The 26,587-nt window shown below is 60.1% G+C and carries 22 protein-coding genes; 5 read left to right on the forward strand and 17 right to left on the reverse strand.

Going from position 1 to position 26,587, the window contains the following annotated elements; translation table 11 throughout:
* Nucleotides 1–31: 31 nt before the first annotated feature.
* Entirely contained in the window at nt 32–1,507 is a 1,476-nt protein-coding gene (locus AC6FTP_RS03790; RefSeq protein WP_497205571.1) for a Wadjet anti-phage system protein JetA family protein, read from the reverse strand.
* Between the two features lie 107 nt (nt 1,508–1,614).
* On the opposite strand from AC6FTP_RS03790, the gene AC6FTP_RS03795 reads away from it, so the two are divergent.
* Nucleotides 1,615–4,344, forward strand: a complete 2,730-nt coding sequence (locus AC6FTP_RS03795) for a hypothetical protein (RefSeq protein ID WP_497205572.1) — start codon at nt 1,615–1,617, stop codon at nt 4,342–4,344.
* 74 nt (nt 4,345–4,418) lie between these two features.
* On the forward strand, nt 4,419–6,128 hold the full coding sequence (locus tag AC6FTP_RS03800; protein WP_497205573.1) for a beta strand repeat-containing protein: 1,710 nt from the start codon (nt 4,419–4,421) through the stop codon (nt 6,126–6,128).
* A gap of 38 nt (nt 6,129–6,166) precedes the next feature.
* Here the strand turns inward: AC6FTP_RS03800 and AC6FTP_RS03805 are convergent, their stop codons facing one another.
* From AC6FTP_RS03805 to AC6FTP_RS03815, 3 genes are read right to left on the reverse strand one after another with little or no spacing between them, the layout of a single operon-like run.
* Entirely contained in the window at nt 6,167–7,819 is a 1,653-nt protein-coding gene (locus AC6FTP_RS03805; RefSeq protein ID WP_497205574.1) for a sulfatase-like hydrolase/transferase, read from the reverse strand.
* Between the two features lie 28 nt (nt 7,820–7,847).
* Complete coding sequence (locus tag AC6FTP_RS03810) at nt 7,848–8,840, reverse strand: LacI family DNA-binding transcriptional regulator (RefSeq protein WP_497205575.1); 993 nt, start codon at nt 8,838–8,840, stop codon at nt 7,848–7,850.
* 2 nt (nt 8,841–8,842) lie between these two features.
* Entirely contained in the window at nt 8,843–10,039 is a 1,197-nt protein-coding gene (locus AC6FTP_RS03815; RefSeq protein WP_497205576.1) for an alpha/beta hydrolase, read from the reverse strand.
* Nucleotides 10,040–10,091: 52 nt separating this feature from the next.
* Here AC6FTP_RS03815 and AC6FTP_RS03820 point away from each other — a divergent pair, with 52 nt between their 5' ends.
* Nucleotides 10,092–11,012, forward strand: coding sequence for a sugar phosphate isomerase/epimerase family protein (locus tag AC6FTP_RS03820; protein WP_497205577.1), 921 nt, complete (start codon nt 10,092–10,094; stop codon nt 11,010–11,012).
* A 30-nt stretch (nt 11,013–11,042) separates the two neighbouring features.
* Nucleotides 11,043–12,524 (forward strand): MFS transporter, encoded by a 1,482-nt coding sequence (locus tag AC6FTP_RS03825; RefSeq protein ID WP_497205578.1) that lies wholly within the window; start codon nt 11,043–11,045, stop codon nt 12,522–12,524.
* Nucleotides 12,525–12,588: 64 nt separating this feature from the next.
* Here the strand turns inward: AC6FTP_RS03825 and fmt are convergent, their stop codons facing one another.
* The 4 genes from fmt to AC6FTP_RS03845 all read right to left on the reverse strand — a co-directional run bounded on the left by fmt (nt 12,589) and on the right by AC6FTP_RS03845 (nt 15,727).
* Complete coding sequence (gene fmt, locus AC6FTP_RS03830) at nt 12,589–13,521, reverse strand: methionyl-tRNA formyltransferase (RefSeq protein ID WP_497205579.1); 933 nt, start codon at nt 13,519–13,521, stop codon at nt 12,589–12,591.
* A 3-nt stretch (nt 13,522–13,524) separates the two neighbouring features.
* Nucleotides 13,525–14,151: an adenylate kinase family protein gene (locus tag AC6FTP_RS03835; protein WP_497205580.1), complete on the reverse strand. Its 627-nt coding sequence runs from the start codon at nt 14,149–14,151 to the stop codon at nt 13,525–13,527.
* A gap of 68 nt (nt 14,152–14,219) precedes the next feature.
* Nucleotides 14,220–15,134, reverse strand: a complete 915-nt coding sequence (locus AC6FTP_RS03840) for a glycosyltransferase family 9 protein (protein ID WP_497205581.1) — start codon at nt 15,132–15,134, stop codon at nt 14,220–14,222.
* Nucleotides 15,135–15,136: 2 nt separating this feature from the next.
* Nucleotides 15,137–15,727, reverse strand: a complete 591-nt coding sequence (locus AC6FTP_RS03845; protein ID WP_497205582.1) for a hypothetical protein — start codon at nt 15,725–15,727, stop codon at nt 15,137–15,139.
* 100 nt (nt 15,728–15,827) lie between these two features.
* Here AC6FTP_RS03845 and nusG point away from each other — a divergent pair, with 100 nt between their 5' ends.
* A complete protein-coding gene (gene nusG / locus AC6FTP_RS03850; protein WP_497205583.1) occupies nt 15,828–16,370 on the forward strand; it encodes a transcription termination/antitermination protein NusG in 543 nt (180 codons plus the stop codon).
* A gap of 3 nt (nt 16,371–16,373) precedes the next feature.
* Here the strand turns inward: nusG and AC6FTP_RS03855 are convergent, their stop codons facing one another.
* From AC6FTP_RS03855 to AC6FTP_RS03895, 9 genes are all read right to left on the reverse strand, one after another.
* Nucleotides 16,374–18,245, reverse strand: coding sequence for a monovalent cation:proton antiporter-2 (CPA2) family protein (locus AC6FTP_RS03855; protein ID WP_497205584.1), 1,872 nt, complete (start codon nt 18,243–18,245; stop codon nt 16,374–16,376).
* A complete protein-coding gene (gene kefF / locus AC6FTP_RS03860) occupies nt 18,242–18,850 on the reverse strand; it encodes a glutathione-regulated potassium-efflux system oxidoreductase KefF (protein WP_497205585.1) in 609 nt (202 codons plus the stop codon). The genes AC6FTP_RS03855 and kefF overlap by 4 nt, the downstream gene beginning before the upstream one ends.
* Before the next feature lie 16 nt (nt 18,851–18,866).
* Nucleotides 18,867–19,697 carry a TIGR00282 family metallophosphoesterase gene (locus tag AC6FTP_RS03865; protein WP_497205586.1) on the reverse strand — a complete coding sequence of 277 codons (831 nt, stop codon included), beginning with the start codon at nt 19,695–19,697 and terminating at the stop codon, nt 18,867–18,869.
* 60 nt (nt 19,698–19,757) lie between these two features.
* Complete coding sequence (gene rho, locus AC6FTP_RS03870) at nt 19,758–21,686, reverse strand: transcription termination factor Rho (protein ID WP_497205587.1); 1,929 nt, start codon at nt 21,684–21,686, stop codon at nt 19,758–19,760.
* Between the two features lie 21 nt (nt 21,687–21,707).
* Nucleotides 21,708–22,457, reverse strand: a complete 750-nt coding sequence (locus AC6FTP_RS03875; RefSeq protein WP_497205588.1) for a YebC/PmpR family DNA-binding transcriptional regulator — start codon at nt 22,455–22,457, stop codon at nt 21,708–21,710.
* Nucleotides 22,458–22,795: 338 nt separating this feature from the next.
* Nucleotides 22,796–23,629: an acetyl-CoA carboxylase, carboxyltransferase subunit beta gene (gene accD / locus AC6FTP_RS03880; RefSeq protein WP_497205589.1), complete on the reverse strand. Its 834-nt coding sequence runs from the start codon at nt 23,627–23,629 to the stop codon at nt 22,796–22,798.
* Nucleotides 23,630–23,762: 133 nt separating this feature from the next.
* Nucleotides 23,763–24,575 carry a ComFC family protein gene (locus tag AC6FTP_RS03885; RefSeq protein ID WP_497205590.1) on the reverse strand — a complete coding sequence of 271 codons (813 nt, stop codon included), beginning with the start codon at nt 24,573–24,575 and terminating at the stop codon, nt 23,763–23,765.
* A gap of 268 nt (nt 24,576–24,843) precedes the next feature.
* Nucleotides 24,844–26,004: a hypothetical protein gene (locus tag AC6FTP_RS03890; protein ID WP_497205591.1), complete on the reverse strand. Its 1,161-nt coding sequence runs from the start codon at nt 26,002–26,004 to the stop codon at nt 24,844–24,846.
* Between the two features lie 39 nt (nt 26,005–26,043).
* A complete protein-coding gene (locus AC6FTP_RS03895; RefSeq protein WP_497205592.1) occupies nt 26,044–26,502 on the reverse strand; it encodes a NanQ anomerase/TabA/YiaL family protein in 459 nt (152 codons plus the stop codon).
* Nucleotides 26,503–26,587: the final 85 nt, after the last annotated feature.

Below are 26,587 nucleotides of genomic sequence, written 5' to 3' on the forward strand. Positions count from 1 at the left end.
GGCGCGGATGATGGCGTGGCGTGGGGCTAGCTCAAGCCTCTCTTGTGATGGCAAAGCGCTCGATGCGATGCCCGGCGAGGTGGTCGTGTTCGATGATGTGAGGTTCCAGGCCGTTGCGGCGGCGGAGGCCATCGACACTCCAGCGGACGCGTTTGCCTGCGAGAGCCGGGGCGTGCTCGTAGGCGACGACGGCGAGCAGATCGAGGAGGTCGTCGGTGGTCTCCAAAGTGATGTCTTCGGTGCTCGTGCTGCCTTTTTTGGTCGGCAAAAGCTTGGCGACGAGGCGGGCGGCACGCTGCGGCGTGAGGGCGAGGCGCTGGCGTTCTTTCCACGCGGCGAGCACCTCGTCCTCGCTTTGCTTGGAGGCTCCGCTTTGACCAAAGGTGAGATCGACGGGCGACTTCGTGCGGCGTGGTTTGTAGAGAGATTCGGTGCCGTAGAAGAACTTCGTTTCGACACAGCGCGGGGTGAAGTCGGCTGCCTGTCCGGCAAACTCGGAGAAGCGGCTGCCAGCGTGCGTGGCATTGATGGCATCGCAGTAGGCTTTGATCAGCTCTGGGCGGCGGCCGCGAAGTTCGGTCTGGTAGCGATAGCGCTGCTGGCTGAGGCGATTGAAGGCAGCCATGCGCAGGTCAATGGCTTCCGCACGGCGTTTGAGGCCGCCGAGGTCGCGCTCGAGCTTCGTGAGCATCATCACGGCATGGTCATAGGCGTCACGGTCCTCGTAGCCATAGTGTTCGCGTAGTCCGGCGGCGAGCCGCTCACGCATGAGGGGATCGTCGTGACGCTCCGAGATGGTGCTGCGGGCATTTTCGATCCGCGTGAGCAGTCCACCACGGCGAAGTGCATCGTAGCAGACCATGTGCTGACCTTGGCCGAACTCTTCATAAAGCAGGCTGAGTGTGTCCGCGGCGGTGGCGGTCTGCCTTTGCCGCTGCTCGAAGCTGGTGACGATTTTCTCCACGGCGTGAAGCTGCTCGATGGCACGCTCGAGCCGCTGGGAGAGATCGGTGATGGTGGAGCGGAGCTGGTCGGGCTGTTTGATCTGCGGATCGAGCACGCCGCGCTCCTCCAGCGTCTGGCAAAGGCCGCGCAGGGTGTCGGCGAAGGTCTTCAGCTCGGCGACGCGATCCTCCGCGAGGTCACGCAGCATTCGTAGCAGAGGTCGGAGTCCCGGTGTGATGACGGCCCAGCGCTCATGCAGCCCGAGTGTCTGGTCTTCGAGCCATCCGGCGGCGATGAGGCGATTGAAGAACTGCCCAGCGCGTTGTCGGGCATCACGCAGAGCCGCGCCTTCATCCTCGGCGAGCAAAGACAGCGGATGTTTGGCGATGACTTCCTTGATGATCTCCGTCGTTTCCCGCTGGGAGAGTCTGCCTGCCTCGCCAGCCTCCTCGATCAGCCGATCCGCACAGTCCACATAGACCGGCGCAGAGGGCCGGGCCAGCGGGCGGAAGAAATCCGCCGAGACGCTGCGGCTGAGGCGGGTGCTGAGGGTTTCGGACATGGCGGGGTGAAGAGGTCAAGAGGAGGTCCAAGAGGTCAAGCGGGGAGCTGCCTGATGAATTCTTGATCTCTTGACCCTCACGCCAGCCGCAGGCACCTTGCCGAAGGTTGAAAAAATTCGTCGCCAAGCTCTTCAAGCTCGTGATCGGCAGCAGTTTGCTGGCGGGGGTGGTCTATTTGACCACAGATGCTTTTGGTCGGACGTGGCGTGAATTCGTAATCGGGGAGCTGGCGCATCGCGGCCTGCACGTGGATTTTAAGCGCCTGCTGGTGAACCCGATCGGTGGGATTGTGGCGCGGGATTTCCAGGTCTTCACGGATGCAGAGCGGAAGCAGGTGCTTATCGAAATGGATCACCTGAATCTCGATTTCAATCTGGGGAAGCTGCTGGAGAAGAAGTTTGTGCTGGAGGCGCTGGAACTAAGCCACACGAATGTCACGCTTCCGGTGGAGAGCGAAGATCCCGCCACCGGACGCGAAGCCGCCGTAATTCAGATCGAGGACCTTAGCGCGCGTGCTTTCATTCAGGATGGACGAATCGATCTTCAGGAGGCGGAGGGGAAGCTCTCAGGCATCGTGCTGCACGTTAGCGGCGAACTGCTGCTGCCAGACAAAACAGAAGCCGCAGCCACTCAACCCGCGAAGAGTGACCGGACCACAATGGAGCGAGTACAAAGTCTGAACGAACATCGGGTGATGATCCGCAAAGGGTTGGATTGGCTGAAGCGATTCCAGTACGTGGGGACCCCACAGTTGAATCTCGAAGTTCATGGCGAACTCACCAAGCCCACAGAGATGAGTGCCCGGCTCTTTTTTGAAGCCGAAAGCCTGAGCTATGGCAGCTACACCTGTGAGGCGCTGCGTGCCGAGGCGCAGTATGAGTCTGGCTTTGTGGACCTGACACGTTTTTATCTCAAAGACCGCCTGGGTGAGGTGAGCGCGAGCGCCACGTGGAATATGGGCGCCGAGGATGTGCGCTTTCATCTCACCTCAAGTGCAGATCTGCCTGGAGTCGCTCAGGCCTTTCTCGACAATGACAACCTGCGTGAGATCGTCTTTTACGAGTCGCCCCATCTGGCGCTGGAAGGCGTGTGGCATGTCAATGGACCGCTAGCGACGCATAAGCGTCCCGTCCATGTGACAGGCAGGCTGGACTGTGGCCGCTTCAGCACTCGTGGAGAGGTCTTTGATGGGCTGTCTGCAAACATCGGTGTGGCGCCTGAAGGTGTTTACATTCGTGATCTGCTCTTGCGTCACAAGACGGGAACGATGGCGGCTCAGTCACTCGTGCATGAGTCAATGGGTGCACGTTATGAAGTTCTACTTCGCATGGATCCAAATGCGTTCCTGCCATTCGCGAAGATGAAGCAGACTCGTGAAATCATTCAACGTTTCGAGTTCACACCGGAGTCCTCTATCCATTTGGAACTTACAGGCAAAGGGCCCGAGTTCGATCCTCAGAAATGTCTGAACCAGGGGAAAGGTGATCTGCGCCGCTTCAAATATCGCGGTCTATTTTTAGAGCAGTTGCAGGCAGATGTGGAGTTTCAGCATCCGATGCAGCACTACCGGAACGTTAAAGTGAGGCGCACTGAAGGTGTGGCCGAGGCAGTTCATGTGGAAGTGGATGATTTGGCAAAATCAGTGAAGCTCGAAGGCACGAAGTCGGGCATCGATCCTGTGGGCCTCGTCGGTGTCTTTGCCCCAAAGACGGCAGACGTCATCGCGAAGTATCGATTGCCGAACACAACCCAGGCAGAGGTTTCAGGGACGATCTTTTACAAGGATCCCACGAAGAGTGATTTCTTGGTTAAATTTAATCATCCGACCGGCACTGGTCGCTACTCACTGTTTAATGAGGATTACATCATCAGGTCTCCCACAGGTGAACTGAGCTTCAAAGGTATGGACTTGAATTTCGATGTGAGCGGTCAGCTCTTTGGTGGGCCTATGAGTGCCAGAGGGCGGGTCGATCTCAGGCCCGAGTCGGATGATTTTAATGTCGTGGTCACCGCCGCCAAGTTCCCCTATGAGGTCTTCAGTAAAGACATGAAGTTTGAGAAGGTGCGAGCGGATGTGTTCGAACGTGGAAAAGGGGTGAACTTTGATATTCAAGCCTCTGTGATGGGGGGTAACTTCACGCTCAATGGTTCCACGGCCGGGGCGCGTAATCCGCAGTCTTACTCAGGTGAGATGCAGATGAAAAACATCAGCCTGCCCAAATTTGCGGACATCTACTGGAAAGGGAATGACTCCCAGGGAGATGCCACAGGATACTTCAAATTCACTGGCGAATTGGATAACTGGAAGGCGCTCAAAGGAACGGGTGCATTGACGATCTTGAACGGCAATCTGTACTCCATTCCTATTGTCGGAATGCTGGCTCCCGTGCTCGGCACCATCTTGCCGAAACAAATCGCAGGTTATAACATAGCTAAGGAGGCGGACTGCACCTTCAGCGTCGCAAACGGATTCCTGATGACGAAAGATTTTGAGGCACTCACCAGCACCTTCAAAATCCTGCTTGATGGAAGCATCGACTTCATCAACGACCAGCTCGATATGAATGCCCAGGTGCGCGTGCGCGGACTGCCTGGCATTGTCTTCCTGCCGTTCAGTGAATTGCTGGAATACAAAGGCACGGGCGACACCGCGAATCCCAAGTGGGAGGCCAAGCTTTTGCGCGGTGTCTCGCAACCTGACCGAGCATCCCGTGCCGAAACCAACCCGGAGACGATGAAGGAAGCGGGGGACAAGGCAGCAGATTCAATCAAGCCACTGCTCCCGCAATTGAAGAAGGCGCTGACGCCTCTTTTCAAGAGTCCGGGAAGCCGCTGAGAAAGGCGTTCTGATTATTCTCGAATAAACTGACGGCTATTCCTGTCCATTGGACCGCACTCACCTGTGCTGCCATGAAAAAGACCTTCCCCTCCTCCTCGGTTCTCGAATCCTTGGAATCCCGCCTTGCCCCCGCAGGCATCGTCAGTCTCAGTCTCTCTACCAGCGGTGCTCTCACGATCACGGGCGATGCTCTGGCGAATGACCTGCAGATTACCGAATCCGGCAACGACTGGACCATCGCCTCCCAGGTCGGTGGAGACACGCTGTTCAAAATGAACGGTGGTCCTGCTCTCTCCAGCATCACCTTTGCGGCACCTCTTTCCATCAAAGCCAGCCTTGGAGCTGGGAATGATGACGTGCTCATCTCAGAGGCCATCATTCCAGGCACCGTCAGCATCGACGGCGGCGAGGGGGATGACGTCGTGGATCTCACCAGCACGAGCATCGGTGGTGCCACGGCGATTCGTCTCGGCAATGGGCATGATTACTTCACTGCCGGTGGCGATCTTTTCTTTGCCAAAGGCTTCTCGGTCGATCTTGGCAACGGGCAGAACACCTTCGACGTGAATGCGACGACGCTGCTTTCCAATGGCAGCATCAGCGCCGTTGCTGGTGGATCAGCCGTCGAGCAGCAGACCTTCATTTTAGCCGCTGAACTGGGGGATGTGAAAGGTTCTGTGACCTTGCGCACTAGCACAGCAAGCTTCACAGACTTTGAGATCGGTGCGCTGACAGATGACAGCCTACGAGTGACAGGAAACCTTACCCTCACCGCTGCCGCTGGAGATGACCTTGTCACGCTCGCGGGTAACATCGAAACACTGGGCACCTTCGCCATCGGACTCGGTCATGGTGCCAACAGCGTGCTCACGAACGATGCCGCTTTGATCAAAGCCAACACGCTGAATTATGCTGGCGGTAGCCATCAGGACAGCGTCACCTTTGCCAATGAAGTGCTGCAAGTGACAGGCAACATGAGCTTCAATGGCGGTGCGGGCACCAACCTGCTCGACCTGAATCCTGCCAGCTCGATGAGCATCGGCGGCAGATTGAGCTACAGCGGTGGCAACGGAAATGACACGCTTCTTATCGACGGACCAAGTGCGATCATTGGTGGCGTGGTGAGCATGGCGGCTTCTTCTGGGAACAATGCCTTTGGTCTTAATGCCATCAGCGGTTCTATCGGTGCCTTCTCTTACTCTGCTGCCGCTGGCAATGATGTGGTGGATGTCGGCGAAAGCACTGGCGTCTCCAGTCTCGTGACTGTGCGTGGCAATGTCAGCATCAACACAGGTGCCGGCAGTGCTGATGTGATGGTGCGTGATGCCGACATCTACGGTAATCTCACCGTGAATACCGCCGTCGCCTTTGGCGGCATCGACACAGTCCGCCTGATCGACAGCGACTTCCGAGGCAATGTCGGCATCAACCTTGCTGGTACTGCTGAAAGCGATGTCATCGTGCGTGATGGAATCTTTGATCGTGCAGTGACCATTAATACCGGTGGCGGCGATGACTATGTGGCCTTCGATACGGACACGGACGTCTCTTCCATCTACAGCATCTTTGACGGCTACGTGCGGATCAATCTTGGCGCAGGCAATGACATCTTCGCCGCTGGCTCAAACCCTGCCGTGGATACGGTGGGCAATGACTTCAACAGCTACGTCGATGTGAATGGCGGCACCGGTTATGACCGCGCTTACTTCATGCACTACGACTACAACAACGGGTTCAACGGGCCACTGCCTTGGACTTACAGTGTGGAAGAAGCTTACTGAGTAGCTGATTACTGGTGAGCCCGTCCGCGATGATGGGCTTACTTTTTGCCACCCTTGATGAACTCCTCGCGGCTCAGGCTGCCATTGCTGTCGCTATCGAATCTAGGAAAACGCTTCGGCGCTTCATCGGGGTCGGGCTGGTTGGCGAGGAACTCTTCTTTCGTGAGTTTGCCGTCTTTGTCCTTGTCGCGTGAGTCAAACATGGCTCCGCGATCTTTGCTCGGCTCGGATTTCTTGACGGCGGGCTTGTTTTGAATCTGTGGTTTGGCTTCGGGATGCTTCGCCAGCAGGGCGCGGAGTTCAGTGACGATGGCAGGCTGGTCGCTGGCGAGGTTCTTCGACTCCAGCGGGTCGGCTTGATAGTCGTAGAGCTCGAACACGGCCTTGTCCGTATTCGTGCCGATGGGTTTCCATTCGACGAGGCGATAACGATCCGTGCGGATGGCACGGCCCAGGCCTTCGCTGCGCGGATAGACGTGGATGGCATGGTCGCGAGTGCTGGCGGAGGCGTCTTTGAGTACGGCGGCGAAGCTGCGGCCATCGAGCGTCGCTGACGCGGGCAGACCGGCCAGCTCGGCGAGCGTGGGGTAGATGTCCACGGTCTCGATCAGTGACTTCGTGCGGGAGCCAGCCTTCGAGATGCCGGGCGCGCTGACGATCACGGGGATGCGTGCGGCCTGCTCGTAATTCGAGTGTTTGCACCACATGCCGTGGTCGCCGAGATGCCAGCCGTGATCTCCCCAGAAGGCGATAATCGTGTTTGAGGCGAGACCCGTGGCATCGAGTGCATCCAGCACCTTGCCGAGCTGCGCGTCCATGTAGCTCGTGGCTGCATAGTAGCCGTGGATAAGATGACGCTGCTGCTCGGGGGTGACGGGGCCTTTTTCGGGCATGTCTTTGTATTGGCGCAGCTCTCCCCAAGACGATGGCGCGAACTTTGGCGCTCCCTCGGGAGCTTTGTCCGAAGTCGGCTGCGGCAGCGTGGCGGGGTCGTGGAGGTCCCAATATTTCTTGGGTGCGACGAAGGGCAGATGTGGCTTCAAAAAGCCGACCGCGAGGAAGAAGGGTTCGTCAGGCTTTCCCTTCGCGGCTTCGAGACGCTTGATGGCCTCCTCCGCGATCAAGCCATCTCCATAACGGTTGTCGGGCACGTCGGCATTCTCTGTGGGGGCACCGCGTGGGAGCTTCCAGGCTTCCTTTTTGTTTTCAAACAAGGCTTGTTCACGAGTGGACTCGGGCGGGTTGTTCTCCTTCAGCGCATAGCTGATCGTCTTCGGCGAGTAATGCGGCACACTCCACGAGGCTTCGTCATTCACGTTGCCATGACCGACGTGGAAGATCTTGCCGAGGCCTTCCGCACGGTAGCCGTTGTTTTTAAAGAGCTGCGGCAGTGTCACGGCATCAGGCGCACCTTTGCGGAAGTTCGTGCTGAGCTCGTAGATGCCGAGGGTCTGTGGTCGCAGGCTGGTGAGCAGGGCGTTGCGTGAGGGCGAGCACACGGCCTGATTGCAGAAGGCCTTCTCAAAGATCATCCCACGCGCGGCGAGTCGGTCGATGTTCGGTGTCTTCGCGTGGCTGTCGCCAAAGCAGCCGATGGTGGGCTTGAGGTCGTCCACGCAGATGAGCAGGACGTTGGGCTTTGCCGCAGAGAGCAGAGGGCAGAGAGCGAAGAGAATGAAAAGGGCGCGCATGAGGCGGCTGGGAACGGTGCCGCATGGCCTATCTTGCAGCGCGCCAGAGGCCCTCTGTCATGAGCATCTTCGGATGCTCGGGGATGCCGCGTTCATTCTGCCGATGCTGCGCCACGAGCAGGTCCACGGCGGCAGCGCCGAGCACATTCGCCTGTTGATCGATGCCGGGCACGCCAGGGTGATCTGCCCGCCAAGCGAGAGTGACATGAGCGATCTTGCTGCCCGTGGGGAACCAGTCGTTCAGAAGATGTCCGGCTTCGATGACGACATCGGGTTTGGCGGACTTCAGCCAAGCCTGGAAATCCGCGCGACTGATCTCACGACGCAGGCAGATCAGTTCGGAAGCCTGCGCGAGCGGCAGCGGATGATGCGCGAGAAAGCTCGCCGACCAAGCGCGATACATGCGCTCGTTGATGGTGCTGCCGCTATAGAATCCGATGCGTCGATAGCCCTGCTTTTTCAGCATCCGCAGCGTGGTCATCATGCCGAGGAAGTGATGGTGATGCACCCGATGCAGCGCCGGGCGTGCATAACCAAGACCGACGACGACACTGCTGAACTTCTCCCACGCCATCGAGACATGCCCGCGACTGCGTGAGAGCAGCGGCGAGAGGATGAAGCCGGGAATGCCGCGCGCCTCCAGGATGCCCGAGAGTCTGCGCGCAGACATGCCGCGTGCCTTTAAATAAAACTCCTCCAAATGATAACCGAGCTGCTCAGCACGCTCATGAGCGCCACGCAGCAGTTCACGCGACCAAGATGAAGTCTTCAAGTCTTCCGCCTCTCTTTCCGCCCAGACAAACGCGAGCGTGGTGGGTGAGGCGACCTGCTTTGACCTCCGCATGTGCGTCATCAGCTTCGCGATCTCGGGGTCAGGTCGATAGCCCATCGACTCTGCCGCCTGAACCACCCGCTCACGAAGCTCTTCACTCACCTGCCGCTCGCCACGCAGCGCGCGTGACACTGACATCTTCGAGATGCCGAGTTGGGCAGCGATGTCGGCGAGCGTTGGGCGGGGCATGATCAGCGTGTGACTTCGAGCGTCAGCGCAGGCTGCTTTTCCGTGATTTCCAGCGTCCAGTCGCCAGCGCCGGGTTTCTGCTCCTTCGTTGTTGCGGTGCCATCGGACGTGTCGAGCCCGGGGACATCGGCGGCGCTGTAGCTGACCGTGATTTTGACTTTGCCGAGCACGGGGCCGCTCTTTTCGTCGAGTTTGAAGCCTCCACGCATGACCCGTGCTGAGGCCACAGGTGCACTGGGATCTTCAGGCGTGAAGACGACGCCACCCCAGCTCACAGGCGTGCCATTGATCGTGACTTTGCCGGAGATCGCCGTGCGCTTAGCGGGCTTCAGGAAGCCCTGATTGCGTAGCCAATCGCGCAAATGACCGCTCCAGGTGCCGAGCACGGGATCGCTGAGGAAGAGGCCGACGCCATGCGGACCGGGGCGATAGCTGTGCAGCTCGGCAGGCACTTTGTTTTTCCGGCAGGCGAGGTAAAAGGCCACCGCGTTTTCGGCAGGCACAGCGGTGTCTTCATCAGTCTGGAAAAGGAAGATCGGCGGTGTCTGCGCAGTCACGCGGCGCTCGGTGCTGACCTGAGCGGCAAGTTCGTCCGTGTTGTTCGGGCCGAGCAGATTTTTACGCGAGCCATCGTGACGATAGCTCTCGATCATCGAGATCACGGGATAAGTTGGCGCGGCAACATCGGGACGAGCACTGACCTGATCCACGGCGTCGTTCGTCATGCCAGCAGGCTTTTCATCGAACAGCGTCGCCGCCATGGAGGTGAGGTGCCCACCAGCCGAGAAGCCGACGATGCCGATGCGGTTCGGGTCGATGCCATACTCCTTCGCATTCGCCCGCACATGGCGGATCGCGCGCTGCACATCCATGAGCTGGATTGGGTAATGATAGCCGTTTGGCCCGAGGCGATAGTGCAGCACGAACGCCGAGACGCCGAGGCCATTGAACCACTTCGCCACCTGCGTGCCCTCGTGATCTGCCGCCAGACCACCGTAGCCGCCGCCGGGGCACACGACAAAGGCCGCGCCATTCGCCTTCTCCTTTGCCGCAGGCCACACATACACGAAGGGCTGATCTTTATCCTCCTGCCCCTTCGCCCCCGGAGCACCCTCCGGCCAGAGACGGACTTTAGCAGGCTCAGCATGGGCGATGCCGAGCAAGAAGGATGCGGCGAGGAGAAGAGAAATCTTGTTCATGGGTTGGGAAAGCTGTTAATCCTGTCCCACTCCACTCGTTCTTTCACCTCCCATGATCAGCCGCCGTCATTTTCTTTCCACCAGCCTCGGAGCGCTAAGCGTCTCCACACTGCCTGCCATCGAGCCCATCAGCCGTCCTGGCAAAAGCCGGATGCAGCTCGGCGTAGCGGCCTACAGCTTCCGCGAGTACTTCCAGTGGATGCGCGGCAAGGAGAACAAGCCGAAGGAAGGCCACAAACCTTGGAGCATTCTGGATTTCATCGACTGGTGTGCTGACAACAACGTGCCCGGAGCCGAGGTGACGAGCTACTTCTTCCCGCCGGATGTGGATGAGAAGTTCCTGCTCGAAGTGAAGCGCCGCGCCTACCTGCGTGGCGTGCAACTCGCTGGCACGGCGGTGGGCAATAACTTTGCTCTGCCGAAGGGCGAAAAGCTCAGCGCTGAGATCGCCGACGTGAAGCGCTGGATCGACTATTCCGCGATCATGAATGCGCCGCACATCCGCGTCTTTGCAGGCCCACAGCCGAAGGATCTTAGTGAGGAGCAAGCGGTCGCGAACTGCCAGGAAGCCTATCAGGAGTGCCTCGACTATGCCGCGAAGAAGGGCGTCTTCCTCGGTCTGGAAAATCACGGCGGCATCGTCGCTGAGCCCGACAACCTCATTAAGATGGTGAAAGCCGCAAATAGCCCATGGGCCGGCATCAACTGGGACAGCGGCAACTTCCACACCGAAGACCCGTATGGCGATCTCGCGAAGATCGCGCCGTATGCCATCAACGTGCAGCTCAAGATGGAGATGAGCCCCAAAGGCAGCAAGAAAGGCGAAGGCCAGCCAGCTGATGTGCCGCGTCTTTTGAAGATCCTCCGTGATGCCAACTACCAAGGATGGTTCACGCTCGAGTATGAGGTGGCTAAAGATCCATTCGCCGAAGTGCCGAAGATTTGCGACATGCTGCGCCCGTTGCTTGGCTAATCGTTTTCACTCACCCTTTTCTAGTTCCCCATGTCCACATCGTCCAAATTCACCACCACCACCTGGCTGATCATCGTCATCGCCAGTATCGGATTCCTCTTTGATACCTATGAGTTGCTGATGACGCCGCTGGTCGCGGCTCCGGCGATTGCGGAACTTTTGAAGGTACCGCTCAACAATCCGATGGTCACGGATTGGGTTGGCAAGCTGCTGTGGATCGCGGCGCTTTGTGGTGGTGTGTTTGGTTTGCTCGGCGGCTGGCTGGTGGATCGCTTCGGGCGGAAGAAGATCATGGCGGCGAGCATCTTCCTGTACTCGCTCTCTCCTTTCTGCGCGGCCTTCGCGACCACGCTGCCGATGTTTGTCTTCTTCCGCAGCACGACCTTCATCGGCGTGTGCGTGGAGTTCGTGGCGGCGATTACTTGGCTGGCGGAAGTGTTTCCCGACAAGAAGGACAAAGAGAAGTGGCTCGGCATCACGCAGGCCTTTGCTTCACTCGGCGGTCTCTTGGTCACGGGCGTGAGTGTGTGGATCAGCAAGCATGGGGCGGACCTGCCACATTGGGGTTTGCCACTTGGTCTCGGTGCCACAGATCCAGGTGCTTGGCGCTACACACTGATGACGGGCATTCTGCCTGCCATCCCGATTGCATTGCTGCTGCCGTTTGTGCCAGAGAGTCAGGTTTGGCTGGAACGCCGCGCGGCGGGATCACTGAAGCGCCCGAGCTTTGGCGCACTGTTTTCGCCAGAGCTTCGTCGGGTGACTTTGGTCACGGCTGCACTTTCAGCATGTGCTTATGGCATCGCTTTTGGAGCACTTCAGGTGACGGTGGCGCGTGTGGCACCGGGGCTGCCTGAACTCAAGGAAGAGTCGAAGGCACTGGCTCCACTGCGGAAAGAAGCGGAAGGACTCAATCTCGAACTCAACAAGCTCGCAGCCACCGATCCGGCTCGCAAAGAAATGATCGGTAAGATCAAGGCGAACTTCGGCCAGCAAAAGCCGCTGAACGACAAGGTGAAAGCCATGAGCGACAAGGTGCAGCTTCATCAAGAACTCGGTGGTCTTGTGGGCCGAATCATCCTCGCCGTGTTGCTCATTTGGGGCATCAGCCGTGTCGCTCTGCTGAAGATCTTCCAGATCCCAGCGCTGGTGCTGCTGCCGCTGACTTACTTCAAGCTTTTCGAGCAGGGCGGTCAGGCCTTCCTTTGGGCCTATGGCGTGTGCGGATTGCTCACGGTGGCGCAGTTCAGCTACTTCGGTGAATACCTGCCGAAGGTCTTCCCGATGCATCTGCGCGGCACAGGCGGCAGCTTCGCCACGAATGTCGGTGGTCGCATGATCGGCACCAGCATGGCTTTCCTGACGACGAGTTTTGTGGCGCCTATGATCGCTGGCAAAGGACCGATGCTGCCCATGCATGTCGCCATGGCGGCGGGTTATGTCGGCACCGGCATCGCGGTGATCAGCTTCATCGTGGGCTTCCTGCTTCCTGAGCCGAAGTCGGAAGATTGATCTCTGAAATGAAGATTCCAAACGCTGGCTGGATGCTTCCGGCCAGCGTTTTTTCATGCCCAGGTTAGCCGAGTTTTGACCCAACCTCCAACGCATGACCTCGCAAGAAGTCGGCGGCGGGAAGGCGTTTGCCTCCTTCGGCTTGGACTTCTTCGAGCTTCAGCAAACCGCGCCCGCAACTGACGATGAGGCTAACTTTGGGATCAGCGGAAATGATCGTGCCAGCGACGGGACAGGCATCGCCTTCGATGATGGTGGCGCGGTGGACTTTCAGTGGCTTGCCATCAGGCAGGAGGCAGCTCGTGCCGGGCCAGGGATTGTAGGCGCGGATGAGGCGTTCGAGTTCGGTGGCGCTGCGGGTCCAGTCGAGGCGACCATCTTCACGCTTCAATTTGCCGCAGTGAGTGGAGAGCGCGTTGTCCTGCGGCGTGCGCGGCGGGTTTCCTGCGGCGATGAGATCGAGTGCTTTTTCGAGGCTCGCGGGTGCGGCGAGGGCGAGCTTGTCATGCAGCACGCCGCCGGTGTCCGTGGGCAGGATGGGCATCCGATCCATGAGCAGGATATCACCGGTATCGAGGCCCTCATCCATGAACATGATGGTCACGCCAGTCTCGGAGTCGCCTTCGCGAATGGCCGCCTGGATGGGCGAGGCTCCGCGATGTTTCGGCAGGAGCGAGGCGTGGATGTTCAGGCAGGCCAGACGCGGCACCTCGAGCACGCTTTTTGGCAAAATCTGGCCGTAGGCCACGACGACGGCGACATCGGCCTCGAAGGCTTTCAGTTCATCGACGATGTGTCGAATCTTCGGCGGCTGCAAAACGGTGAGCCCTGCGGCAAGCGCACGTACTTTGACCTCGGGCGGTGTGAGAACGAGCTTCCGACCTGCGGGCTTGTCCGGCTGCGTGATGACGCCGACGACTTCATGTTTGGGTGTGGACAGCAGCCACTCCAGAGAGGGCAGGCCGATGTCTCCTGTGCCGATGAAAAGGATGCGCATGAATCAGATCTTCATCTTCTCGATCTCCCGCCACGCGTCCAGAGTCATCACGCCGGCTATGATGTCGTAGAGCACCTTGGCAGGAGGCTGGCTGGCATCAACGGGGCAGATGCGGTCGCCTGCGTAGTAGTCGAGGATCGGTTTCGTCTCGGCTTCATAGGTGGCGAAGCGCTGCTGAATCACGGTCTCGTTGGCGTCATCGAAGCGGTTGTCCTTCAGCGCACGTTTGCGCAGACGGCGGGTGAGTTCCGTTCGGTCGGGACAACTGAGGTGGAAGACTTTCAGCACTTCGATGTCCTTCTCCATGAGCTTCGCCTGCTCGACATTGCGTGGGATGCCATCGAGCACCAGGAAGTCGATTTCGGGTTTGAAGACATGGCCATCCACGCGCTGGTTGATGTTCGCGCGCCAGAGTTGGACGGTGAGATCATCGGGCACGAGTTCGCCACGGCTGGAGTATTCCACAAACTTTTGCCCGAGGGCGGTGCGGGTGTCGAGCGAGCGGAAGACATCGCCACAGGCCAGATGATGGAAGCGTGGAATGGAACCCAGGACCTTGCCCTGCGTGCCTTTGCCACTGCCTGGGGCGCCGAGGATGAGAAGAGTGCGGAAGCGAGGTGTGTCAGACATGATGTCTTGGTTTTAGCACGTCACAGAGTCGTCACAAGCCGCGCTTGGGGCCAGTTTCGGCCTTATTGTTACCCGAGCAGCACGAAGGCGGTGTCGCGCACGGCTTCAAAGGGGAGCTGATTTAAATCTCCGCCAGGAGCCCGAATGACGCGGACGGTGGACTGTGGTGGAGCCCAGGTGGCTGGATCGGTGGGGCCGAAAAGCAGCAGGCAGGGAACTCCGCAGGCCGAGGCCATATGCGAGATGCCGCTGTCGTGACCGAGGAAAAGATCGCAGGTGCTGAGGTGGTCGGCGAGTTGCGTGAGCGGCAGGCCATGCCAGCGGGTGAAGGGCAGATCCTGAGGCACCGTGCCGCGCTCGGCTTCCGCCTCGCCGGAGATGAAGACGATCTCCATCTCGGGATGTGTGGCGTGGATTTCCTCCGCCAGTTTTTGCCAGCCGATGGCGGGCCAGTTTTTGGTCAAAGAGCCGCTGCCGGGATGGATGGCGATGCGCTTCGTTGGGGTTTGCGACTTGGTTTGGCGGAGCAAAGGTTCCCGCCATGTTGGCTCTTCGAGAAACATGGCCAGCCGCTCCAGAGGTCGGGCGAGTTGCTGGGAAGCATGTCCCTGGCCGACGATGACTCGATGCGGGCATTCGATGAGTGTTTTCACGCCGAGCTTTTCCATGTTCTCCCGCAGGATGGCATCGGGATCGAAGAGGTAGCTGACGATGAGATTGAAGCTGCGCAGGTCATCGGCCAGCGCGGAGTCGATCTGGGCGTTCTTGGCGTAGAATTGAGCCATGCGCAGGTCGCCGAGGGGGCGTGTGGCATCGGCGATACCGGCTTTCACCGCGAGATCGGCGATGCCGGAGTAGCCCATGACTTCGAGATGGGCGTGCGGGATGTTTTGCCGCAGCAGACGGATCGCTGGCAGCGTGAGGATGAAGTCTCCGATGGCACCGCCACGGATCACGAGCACACGCGGTCGTGCGGAGTCCATGCTCAGTAGGTCGTCACGGCCAGCACGAGCAGCGCAGCGCCGTAGGCCACGCCGGACCAGATGGCGAGACTCCAGCGGCCTTCTTTGGCGAGCAGCCAGCCGATCCAGTCACGCATCAGGTAGGGCATGCCAATGAAGTACATGCCGACGATGATCCACACGTAAGCCAGCGTGGGCAGGAGAAGACGGGTGAGCTGAGGCTGGAGGAAGGCGGAGGCCAGCACAGGCCCGGCGACGAGCAGCATGAGGCAGCCGAGGGCACGCACGGCGAGGAATTCCTTCACATAGATGAGCACGGCGACGAAACCGATGGGCACCAGCGTGAGGAACCATTTCCGCAGGAAGAAGAACTCGCCCATATCCATGTTTGCCATCACGATCATTCCCCAGATGAAGTCGATGCTGAGCAGCAGCGCGCCCCAGCCGTAGTGGCGGGGAAAGGCGCGGAGGAAGGCCTTGGTTTTGTCCGCATTTTTCCAGGCCCAGAGATGGGAGGCGAGCAGCGCCAGACCGAGCACGATGCCCACGGGCTTCATCGGCAGGCCGCCGGTGGGGGCCAGATGGTAGAGGTAGTCGTGGAGTTCTTTAAACATGCGGGTTGAGGGGCGGGCGGCGAGCAGACTGGCGCAGGGGCGCGGGTTGCGCAAACGGGTTTGAGGTTGCCCCGCCACCCGCCCACGGCTATCTCGGGCCATGACGTTTTCTGACACGGCCGCTTGGTATGTCATCCACACGAAGCCGAAGTGCGAGCACCTCGCCGCTGCGCTCATGCTCGGCCTTCCGGGGGTGGAGACCTACTGCCCGCGCATCAAATTTCAGCGCAACACACGGCGTGGGAAGGTGTGGTTCATCGAGGCGCTGTTTCCGAGTTACTTTTTCGCCCGATTCGTGCCAGCCACTTCGATCCGGGCGGTGAAGCACTCGCAGAATGTGATCCGCATTGTCGATTTCGGCGGGCAAATGTCGCCCGTGCCGGATTCGGTGATCCAAATCATCCGCGAGGAGATGGACGGGCAGATCATCAAAGAGATCCACATCGGTGTGAAAGTGGGTGACACGGTGGAGCTGACCGAGGGGCCGATGCGCGGGCTGAAGGGCATCGTGAACAGCATCCGCAACGGCGATGACCGCGTGAAGATCCTCATGGAGTTCCTCGGGCGGGAGAGTCTCGTCGAGGTGAAGTCCTCCCACATTCTGACTGAGCAGACGCCGCGTGAAGCGATGGCGGGGCGCTGAGTCTCAGCCCTTCGGCGGCCCGGCATTGTCCCAGGCATCGTCATTGCCGAGATGCTGACGCTTCATGTCCTCACTCAGCAGAGCTTCGAAGTTTTTCAAATGCTGCCGGGCGATGGAGATGTAGGCGTCCTGGTCGCCCGTGTGGTGCTTCGCTAGTTCACGCACGCTTTCCTCTTCATAGCAGCGGAAGACCTGCGTGGCCCGCAATGCGCGATGTGCACGATAGCCGAGCGCGCGGAGTACGTCCGTGCCGAGGTCGAGCGCGCTGCCGAGTGTGTCGCGGCGGAAGTCATGCACGCCGCGCTTGATCAGCTCGTAGGCGTGGCTGCGGTTCACGGCACGCGCGAGGATGCGCAGGTGGGGGAACTCATGCTGCACGAGGTCGATGATCTCCAGGCTCTTCGCTTCGTCGTCGATGGCGCAGATGAAGATCCTGGCTTTTTCCGCGCCAGCGGCGGCGAGCAAGTCGGCGCGGGAGGCATCGCCATAAAAAGACTTCATGCCGAAGCGGGCGAGCAACTCGACCTGATCGGGGTCGCTGTCCAAAACGGTGACGCCAAAGCCATTCGCCTCCAGCAGACGACCGACGATGTGCCCGAAGCGTCCGAAGTCGGCGAGGATGACGGGATGATCATGGCTCTCCACGGCATCGGACTCACGCTCGGGTTTCAGTTTGGCAAAGCGCGGCTGGATGACGCGGTCATTCAGGATCAGCAGCAGCGGCGTCAAAGCCATGCTGAGGGCGATGGCGGCCCCGAGTGGCCCGGCGATGTCCGTTTTCAAAAGCTGCTGCTGACCCGCCATGCCGAGCAGCACGAAGCAAAACTCACCACCCTGAGCCAGGGCACAGGCGAACAAAAAGGACGAGCCTCCGCCGAGTCGAAACAACCCGCCGATACCCAGCAGTACGGCGAACTTCAGCGCGATCAATCCCAGCGTGAGTGCGGCGATGAGGCCGGGCTTTGCCGCCACGAGTCCGAGATCTAACCCGGCACCCACGGCGATGAAGAAGAGCCCGAGCAGCAGGCCTTTGAAGGGCTCCACATCCGCTTCGAGCTGATGGCGATACTCGCTCTCTGCCAGCACCACGCCGGCGATGAAGGTGCCCAGCGCTGCCGATAACCCGACGAGGTTCATGAGATAGGCCACGCCTGCTACGACGAGCAGCGCCACGGCGGTAAAGAGTTCGCGAAGCTTCGCTGCAGCGACGAAACGGAAGACATACTTCAACACATAATGTGCGACGAAGACGACCGCTACGACGGCGCCGAGAGTGACCAGCGTCTGCGCCCAGTGCGGCAGATGCGCGAGCGCTGACTCATGCCCATGAGCCTCGCCTTTGCCCACCGTTCCACCATTGGCCTGAGCCAGCCAGGGCAGCACTGCCAGGATGGGAATGACAGCGATGTCCTGAAACAGCAGCACCGAAAAGCAGGCCTGACCTCCGCGTGTGTTCAGCACGCCGCGCTCGGCCAGGGATTGGATAACGATGGCGGTCGATGACATCGCCAAGATGAGCCCGATGGTCAGCGCGACGGGCCAGGGTTGTCCAAAAAGCATCGCCACGCCCATGACTGCCGCCGTGGTGCCGATGACCTGCGCACTGCCTGTGCCGAGGATGGGCCCGCGCAGTCGCCAAAGCAGGCTTGGGCGCAGCTCCAATCCGACGACGAAGAGCATCATCACCACGCCAAACTCCGCGAAGTGCTGCACGTCCTCCACTTGACCGACGAGGTTCAGCAGCGACGGCCCGATGACGATGCCTGCGATCAGGTAACCAAGCACGGAGCCGAGCCCGAGCCGCTTCGCCACCGGCACGGCGATCACCGCAGCGAGGAGGTAGATGACGGCTTGGAAAAGGAAGTCAGAGGTCATGCCACGAGTTGTTGGATGCGTTCGCGATAGCTCGCCGCTGCGGTCTCGACTTCGGCGGGCTTCAGGAGATTGACGCCGTGCAGGATGAAGGGCTCCAGATACTCCATGCCGCAGAGGTGAGCGGTTTGCTCCATGGGGGCGAGTAGTTCGCGCATGGTGAAGCGGTTGTGGCCGTCTCGCTGATAGGCTTCCGCGGGACCGCCGGTGGTCAGTGCGCTCATGACTTTCTTGCCATGCAGAGCGCGACCTTCATCGCCATAGGCAAAGCCGTATTCGAGCACGACGTCCATCCATTCCTTCAGCAGCGCCGGAGCCGAATACCAGTAAAACGGATGCTGCCAGACGATGACATCGTGTTTCAAAAGCAGCTCCTGCTCTGAATCGACGTCGATATGTAGATCAGGATAGATCTCATAAAGGTCGTGGAAGGTCACGCCCTCGAGATCCCGCACGGCCTCCATCATCGCCAGATTCATCCGCGAGCGATGCAGCGCCGGATGGGCGAAGAGGATGAGGACGCGCGGCGCTGAATGACGAAGCTCGAATGACGAATGGCGAATCAATCCATCATTCTCGTGCCTGGGTTCATGTTCGTCATTCGTCATTCGGATTTCGTCATTCCTACTCGTGCCACGTCCGCGCGACACGCTCGATAGCCGTGGCCTTGCCGGTCGTGGGGTCGATGGTGACGAGCACGCCGTTGATGCGGACGGCCCCTTTGCCGACGCCGAATTTGGCGGGCAGTGCGGTGTGGAAGCGCTCCAGCACGGGCTCGATTTCACTACCGATGACGGATTCCATGGGGCCGCACATGCCGGCGTCGGACTGGAAGGCGGTGCCTTTCGGCAGCACGCGCTCATCCGCAGTGGGAACGTGGGTGTGAGTGCCGACGACGGCGGAAACGAGGCCGTCGAGGTGCCAGCCCATGGCGACTTTTTCACTCGTGGCCTCGGCGTGGAAATCGACAAAGATGATGGGCGTCTCCTGACGCATTTCTTCGACTGCTTTGGAGATGGCGGGGAAGGGGTTTTCCATGCCTTCCTTCATGAAAACACGGCCCTGAAGGTTGATGACGCCGACTTTGCCCTTCTTTGTTTCGAGCACGACGCTGCCCTGGCCGGGAGGGTTGCCAGGGTAATTGATCGGGCGTAGCAGGCGGGGTTCATCGATCATGAAGGGCACGATCTCGCGCTGATCCCAGATGTGGTCGCCCGTGGTCACGACGGCGGCTCCAGCACGCATGAGGCCGATGGCGATCTTCGGGGTGATGCCACGGCCACCGGCGGCGTTTTCCCCATTCACGATGGCAAAGTCCACCTTCAACTCATCCTTCAAAAACGGCAGCATCGTCGCCACCCCTTTTCGTCCGGGCTCGCCCACGACATCGCCCAAAAAGAGGATGCGGAGCATATCGGGGGCGGAATCAGCAGGGGCGTCGGCTTCGATGGACATGCGTCCATAGGAGCCGGGGCGGAGCCCGGTGGCAAGCGGGGAGAGCTATCGGGCCGATGATCAGCCTGCCTTGCCGGGCAGTTCGACGAGCATCTGAGCGTTGCTGGGGTAGCGCTCGCAGAGGGTGAGCACGCGCTGGATGGCATCCACGGGCTTGCCGCCAGCGAGGCCGCGGCGGAGCATGTTGATCTTTTCCATCTGGAAGGGCGGCAGGAGCAGCTCTTCACGGCGGGTGCCGGATTTGGCGATGTTCACGGCTGGGTAATAGTACTGCTCGGCGAGCTTGCGATCGAGCACGAGCTCCATGTTTCCGGTGCCTTTGAACTCGAGGAAGATGACGTCGTCCATGCGGCTGCCGGTCTCGATGAGCGCGGTGGCGAGGATGGTGAGGCTGCCTGCACCACGGGTGTTGCGCGCTGCGGCGAAGAGTCGGCGCGGGATCTCCATGGCACCGACGCCCATGCCACCGCTGCCGGTGGCGCCGCCGGATTTGGCGTTGTTAAAGGCGCGGGCGAGCCGGGTAATGCTGTCCAGAAGCATGAAGACGTGATCTCCGGCTTCGACGAGGCGCTTGGCGCGCTCGATGGCAAAGCTGGCGATGCGGGTGTGACTCTTGATGTCCTGGTCGTTCGAGCTGGCGTAGATCTCGGCGTTCGGGAAGACGCGCTTGAACTCGGTGACTTCTTCAGGCCGCTCATCGACGAGCAGGATCATGAGGTGCATGCCGGGATGGTTGTGCACGACGGCTTCGGCGATGTGCTGGAGCAGGGTGGTCTTGCCGGTGCGCGGCGGGGCGACGATGAGCCCACGCTGACCGCGACCGACGGGCGTGAACATGTCGATCACACGTGTGGTGGCACGCTCCTTGGTGGTTTCAAAGCTGAGGCGCTTGTTAGGATTGATGGCCTTGAGTTCCTCGAACAAGGGCAGGTCGCGGACGGATTCGGGGACGCGGCCATTGACCTCGCTGATGCTGGTGACTTGGAGGCCACGTGAGCCCTTCTGGGCGATGCCTTTGATGAGCATGCCTTCACGTAGCCCGATCTGGCGGATGGTGTCGGCGTGGACAAAGGCATCCAGCGGATGCTGAGCAAACATGCGCTCTCTCATGCGCAGGAATCCTTGTCCTTTGGGATTCAGTTCGAGCACGCCTTCGACCGGCTCAGGCGGGCCGAGAAGGGTCTCGGGTGCCATGGGCTGGTCGTCGTCATGCGACTGCTGCTGATACCTGCCGTTGCCATGCTGCTGGCTGCGGGATGGCTGGTTGTCACGTTGTTGATATTCTCGGGGCTGCTGCGGCTGGCGCTGTGGCTGTTGCTCACGAGCTTGATAGTTGCCGTTGTTTCCGCCTTCACTCTGGTGACCACCGCCGCCTTGCTGGGCGAGACGACGGGCGAGTTTCTCGGCCTTGAAGCGTTCGCGGCGTTCTTTCCAGCGTTCCCAGCGGGTCTTTTTGCGCTGACCTTCGCCAGTTGGCGCGCCTGGGGCAGAGGCTTCTTCGGGGCCTTCGGCATCGGGAGCGTCATCGGACTCGGAGTCTTCGGGTGATACTGGTGCGGGAAGGGGGGCTTCAGGGGTGGGGGCCGCAGCGATGGGTGTTGGCGCAGGTGCCGGAGATGGTTCCGGGGTTGGCGCGGGGACTTCTACCGGAGCAGCGGCTGCTGGCTCGACGGGAGTGTGGGCCGAAGCGACGGGTTCCTGCATTTTTGCCAGGATCTCGGCGGCCTTTTTTTGCAGGGCGGTTTTCCGCTCTTTTTTCACCGGCACTTTGATGGGAGCGACTTCCGGTGCGGCAGGGAGATCAAGCGGCAGTTCGACTTCGACGAGTTCGACTTTGGCGGCTTTTTTGGCCGTGGCTTTTTTCGCAGGTGCTTTTTTGGCGGCCACTTTTTTGGCGGCTGCTTTTTTGACCGGAGATTTCTTCGCGACTGGCTTTTTGGCAGCGGCTTTTTTCTTCGGTTTGTCCTCGGGCGGGAGTTCGTCGCTCATGGGAGTGGATGGGAAAAGGGGTTACTCGATCGAGTCGGCGATGCTGTCGTCGATCTCGAAGTTGGAGTGGACGTTCTGGGTGTCATCGTAGTCGTCGAGGAGGTCGTAGAGTTTGATGACGGTCTTCGCGGTTTCGATGTCGGTGAGGACGATGGGCGTGTTCGCCTTGTAGATGAGCTTGGGTGAGTTGGCGGTGATGCCTTTTTCACGGAGTGCGCTGACGACCTGGAAGAGCTGATCCGTGGCAGTGTAGATGGCCCATTCGTCGCCTTCGTCCTGCACGTCATCCGCACCTGTTTCGAGGGCGAGCTCCATGGCGGCATCTTCGCTGAGGTTGCCTTTGTCGAGTCGAAGTTCGCCCTTGCGGGTGAATTGGTAGGCCACGCTGCCAGCGTCGGCAAAGGTGCCGCCGTTTTTGGAAAGGAGGACGCGCAGGTCGTTGGCGACGCGGTTGCGGTTGTCTGTCACGACTTCGACCATGAAGGCGACTCCACTAGGACCATAGCTCTCGTAGGTGATTTCTTCGATGGTTGCGCCGCCGAGCTCTCCGGTGCCTTTCTTGATGGCACGCTCGATGTTGTCATTGGGGACATTGGCAGCTTTTGCGGCGATGACGGCACTGCGGAGGCGGGCATTGAGGTCGGTGCTTCCCCCGCCGTGCTTCGCGGCGATGGTGATTTCCTTGGACATCTTCGAGAAGACGCCGCCACGTTTGGCGTCGATCACAGCCTTGGTGCGCTTGATCTTGGACCACTTATTGTGACCTGCCATGATGCTTTGCTTGAGAGTTGGTGAGGGGGGTGAAACCGATCTAAGGTGATCCACACGGTAAAGCGGGAGTTCCCTGGTTTGGGGGATCGGGGGGTTGCGAATGAAAATGACGTAGCGGCCTTGCCGCGGTCTCCGCTCATTCCAAGCCGGGGGAGGCCTGACGCAGAATGAGGTTTCGTGAGGATTGCCACCTTTAGAAACCGCAGCTCCAATCAACGGAGCGGACACCAGAGGTTCACCTCGCTGAGGGAACCGTTAACAGCCGGAGTCTGCGGGATGGCAGGCAGGCTTGCAAGGTGTTTTTTAGGTGGAGCAAAGTGCGGGTAGTCCCGCACGCTTCAGCCTTTCACGGTATAACGCAGCACGCTGGCGAGCTTGGTGCGCATGTCTTTGCGATCGACGATCATGTCCACGAGGCCGTGCTGCATCATGAACTCGGCGGTCTGGAATCCAGGCGGCAGATCGGCATGGGTCGTCTCCTTCACCACGCGCGGACCGGCAAAACCGATCATGCATTTAGGCTCGGCGATGATGACGTCTCCGAGTGTGGCAAAGCTGGCGGTGACACCGCCCGTGGTCGGATGCGTGAGCACAGAGATGTAGGGCAGGCGAGCCTCGGCATGACGCGCAAGAGCACCACTCGTCTTTGCCATTTGCATGAGGCTGAGGATGCCTTCGTGCATGCGCGCCCCACCAGAGGCGGAGAAGACGATGACGGGCTTTCTTTCCGCTGTGGCAGCTTCGATGGCGCGGGTGATCTTTTCTCCGACCACGCTGCCCATGGAGGCGCCGAGGAAACGGAAGTCCATGACGGCGAGCAGCACAGGGATTGTCTCGATGTTTGCGCGACCGGTGACCACGGCCTCCTTCAGGCCGGTCTTGGTCTGGTAGGCTTTCACCTTGTCCACATAACCTTTGAAGCCGAGGGCATCCACCGAGTCGAGCTGGAGGTCCATCTCCTCGAAGGTTCCTTCATCCACGAGGCTGGTGATGCGTTCGCCGCTGCTGATGGTGAAATGATAGCTGCACTGGGTGCAGACGCGGAGATTCTTGGCCAGCGCCTGTTCGAAGAGGCTTTCATTGCAGGACGGACATTTGGTCCACAAGCCTTCCGGCATGTCCTTCTTCTTTTCACCGAGTTCGTTGACGGAGCGCTTTTTGAAAAATCCCATGGTTGTAATGTGTGTGGGTCCGATTCCATGGACCGCTGACCCCGAACTCCGCAGACTGGCAAACCGCCGGAGCGCCGGAGCACCCGCCCGGCAGAGGTAAACGGCCCGGTCAGAGCCGGACGCGAGGCAGAGACTAGCCACGCGCAGCGGTGATGACCACCACTTTTTCTGCCCCGGCTTCTCGTTTCAGCACCTTCGCGCACTCGTGGGCCGTGGCACCGGTGGTCAGCACGTCGTCCACGAGCAGCACTTTTTTCCCACGGATGTCTGGTCGCCGCCAGCCGGGCAGGGGAAAAGAGCGCTGCAGAGAGAAGACTCCGCGCAGGTTTTCCAAGCGCTCGATACGGTTCAATTTTGCCTGCGTGGAGGTGCGCCGCTTGCGGCGCATGACCTGCGCGGAAGGGATGCCAGTGCGGGCGGAGAGTTCCCGGCAGAGTTCCCAGCTTTGATTGAAACCCCGCCGCATCTCCCGCAGCCAGTGCAGTGGCACAGGCGCCAGCACCCAGGTCGAGAGATCTTCCGCCGCGAGGCGCGGTTCTTCCAGGGTATGGATCAGCGCATCCGCCAGGACACCGCGCAGCGTCAGATCACCGCTGTATTTAAAATGATGAATCAGCTCTCGCAGCGGCCCTGCGGCTTTGAAACCCGAGATGGCGAAGTCGAAGGCCATCCGGCGTCCGTCGCAGTTGGAGCATTTGAAGGCACGCTCCATCGCGCCTGCGAATGTCTCCCCACAGACTGAGCAGTATGGCGGCTCGATGGCGCTGAGTTCTTCGAGGCACGGCTTGCAGAGCCAGTCTGCCAGTCCCGAGTGTTGTGCGGAAGCCTCCAGCCCGATCTGGCAGGCTCGGCAGGTGCTCGGATAAACGAGGTCCAGCGCTCCATCGCGGAGATGCCCCCACATTTGATGGGCAGCGGATTTTGGAGGCAGTCCGGGGTATGACATGAAAGGCGGCATCAACCTATTCCCAGATTCATCCTGATGCCGAGATTTTTGATTGCCGGGCGCAGAGCGCTCGCAGGAAAGCACCCGCCCTCCCGAGATCTGCATCAATCGCTGTTTAACCGGCTCAACCTCTTCACCATCAAGCCAGGCATGTGAAAGGCGTGTCTGCGACTGCTCTTCAATACACTGGCGATGACACTGCGGAGGCAGGGTGGCAATCGAACCTTCCCTGAACTTTGCCGGCCAATCTCCGTCAGCATGTCTCAGGCTAAGGCCGCTCCGCCACCATGAGTCTCGTGAACTGGCCGTCGCTCGTGTTGTAGTAGATGCGTTTGCCGTCGGCGCTAAAGGCGGGGTGCGGGTCATTGCGCCGCCAGGAGCGGGCGCCGCGATTTTGCTCGAAGCTGTGCAGCAGCACCCACTTGCCGCCATTCATGTCGGCGACCAGGATGCCCCATTCGTTCGGCTTGCCGCCCACGGGCTCGGTCATGCCATCGGTGACCATCAGTTTGCCGTCGGGACTCACGGAGGGGTGCGACCCGCGGAGGTTCGGGATGTCCTTGAGCTTGGTGTATTTGAAGGTCGGGCTGGAGATGTCCATGGTGATGTTCCCGACTTCGAAGATGTGCTGCGAGTCCGGCGTCCAGCCCGGATGCCCCCACTGGCCGCGCTGCCAGATGCAGGCTGCTTTTTCGAAGTCGTAACACACGATGCCCTGCCGCTGGCTGGCGTTCTTGGCCATGTAATTGTCTCCACCATTGCCTGCGGCGATCTTGAAGAACACGCGCTTCAAATCAGGGCTGATCACGGGGAAGAAGATGGAGCAGTGTTTGCCGGTGAACTCCTTCGTCAACCACTCGCCATACTTCGACTCCACCTCGGCGATCTTTGCCCGCGTGGTCGTCTTGCCCGTCGCCGCGTCCCAGACTTCGAGGTCGCGGTGCGGTCCTGGATTCCAGTGGCAGCCATACAGGGGCAGCAGATCGCCCTCGGGTCTGCCGAAGCCGACCTGGTGATCTTCGGCGACGATGGTCTTTGCCAGGGTCTCGACATCGACCACGACGACGCGCCACTTCTTGTCGATCACTTCATGGTAGGCCACACGCTTTCCGCCGCTGAGCCACTGCTGGCAGGCCACCCGATGAGCGTCCTCCGTGGCCACGTTCTCGGCCAGCACGGTTTCTTTGCCCGTGGCCCGCTCCAGGATGCGCACCTCGCCGACGTAGCTGGCCGGATGGCTGGAGGTGAAAAACAGAACGTGCCTGCCATCCGGGCTTTCGGGATTCGCCACATAGTAGCTGTGGATCGAATGTCGCCCTTCGACCGCAGACACGGGCTTGATGACGACGTCCTTGGACCACGCGGCGACGGGATCATCTGCGAGACAGCGGACGGTGAGAAGGCCGAGGAAAACGAAGAGGCGTTTCATGGCGGCTTAGAACGCCGGCTCACTGCCCAATGATGCAAATCACTCCACGGCCACCTTCACGACGACCTTGAAGACCTGCTCCGGTTTGTCCCACTCAATGCACGGCGCATGGGCGTCCTGCGGATACAGGATGGCGAAATGTCCGGCGCTCATGTGCAGCGGAGTCACATCGGGCACGAGCTTCCACAGCGCGGCTTCTTTTTCCTCGGAGTAGGCCATGGTTTCCTCCGCCATCGCGGCGAGAGGTGCCCAGAGGATGGTCTCGCGTCCGCTGTAGATGAACTGCACGTCGATGTACTTCCGGTGTGCCTCGAACAGCGCCTTTTCGACGGGCTTTGTCTCATAGGTCTGCACGAGCGCGAAGCAGTGGTCGCCGTCCAGATCCTGCCGCCCCAGAGGCTGCGTGCCATCGACGGTGCGGAGGTAGGCGAAGGCTTTCGCGAAACGGGAGTTCAGGGTTTCGTACTGGGCGGCGTGGTCGAGGGTGTCGAGGATCATGTCCCTGGGAATACGCGCTCAGATCACGATTTCAACGGCATCCTTGCCGCAGAGAGTGCGCATTTCCGCTCTTGCCTCGCGCTGC

The organism is Prosthecobacter sp., assembly GCF_044378005.1.
GTDB lineage: Bacteria > Verrucomicrobiota > Verrucomicrobiia > Verrucomicrobiales > Verrucomicrobiaceae > Prosthecobacter.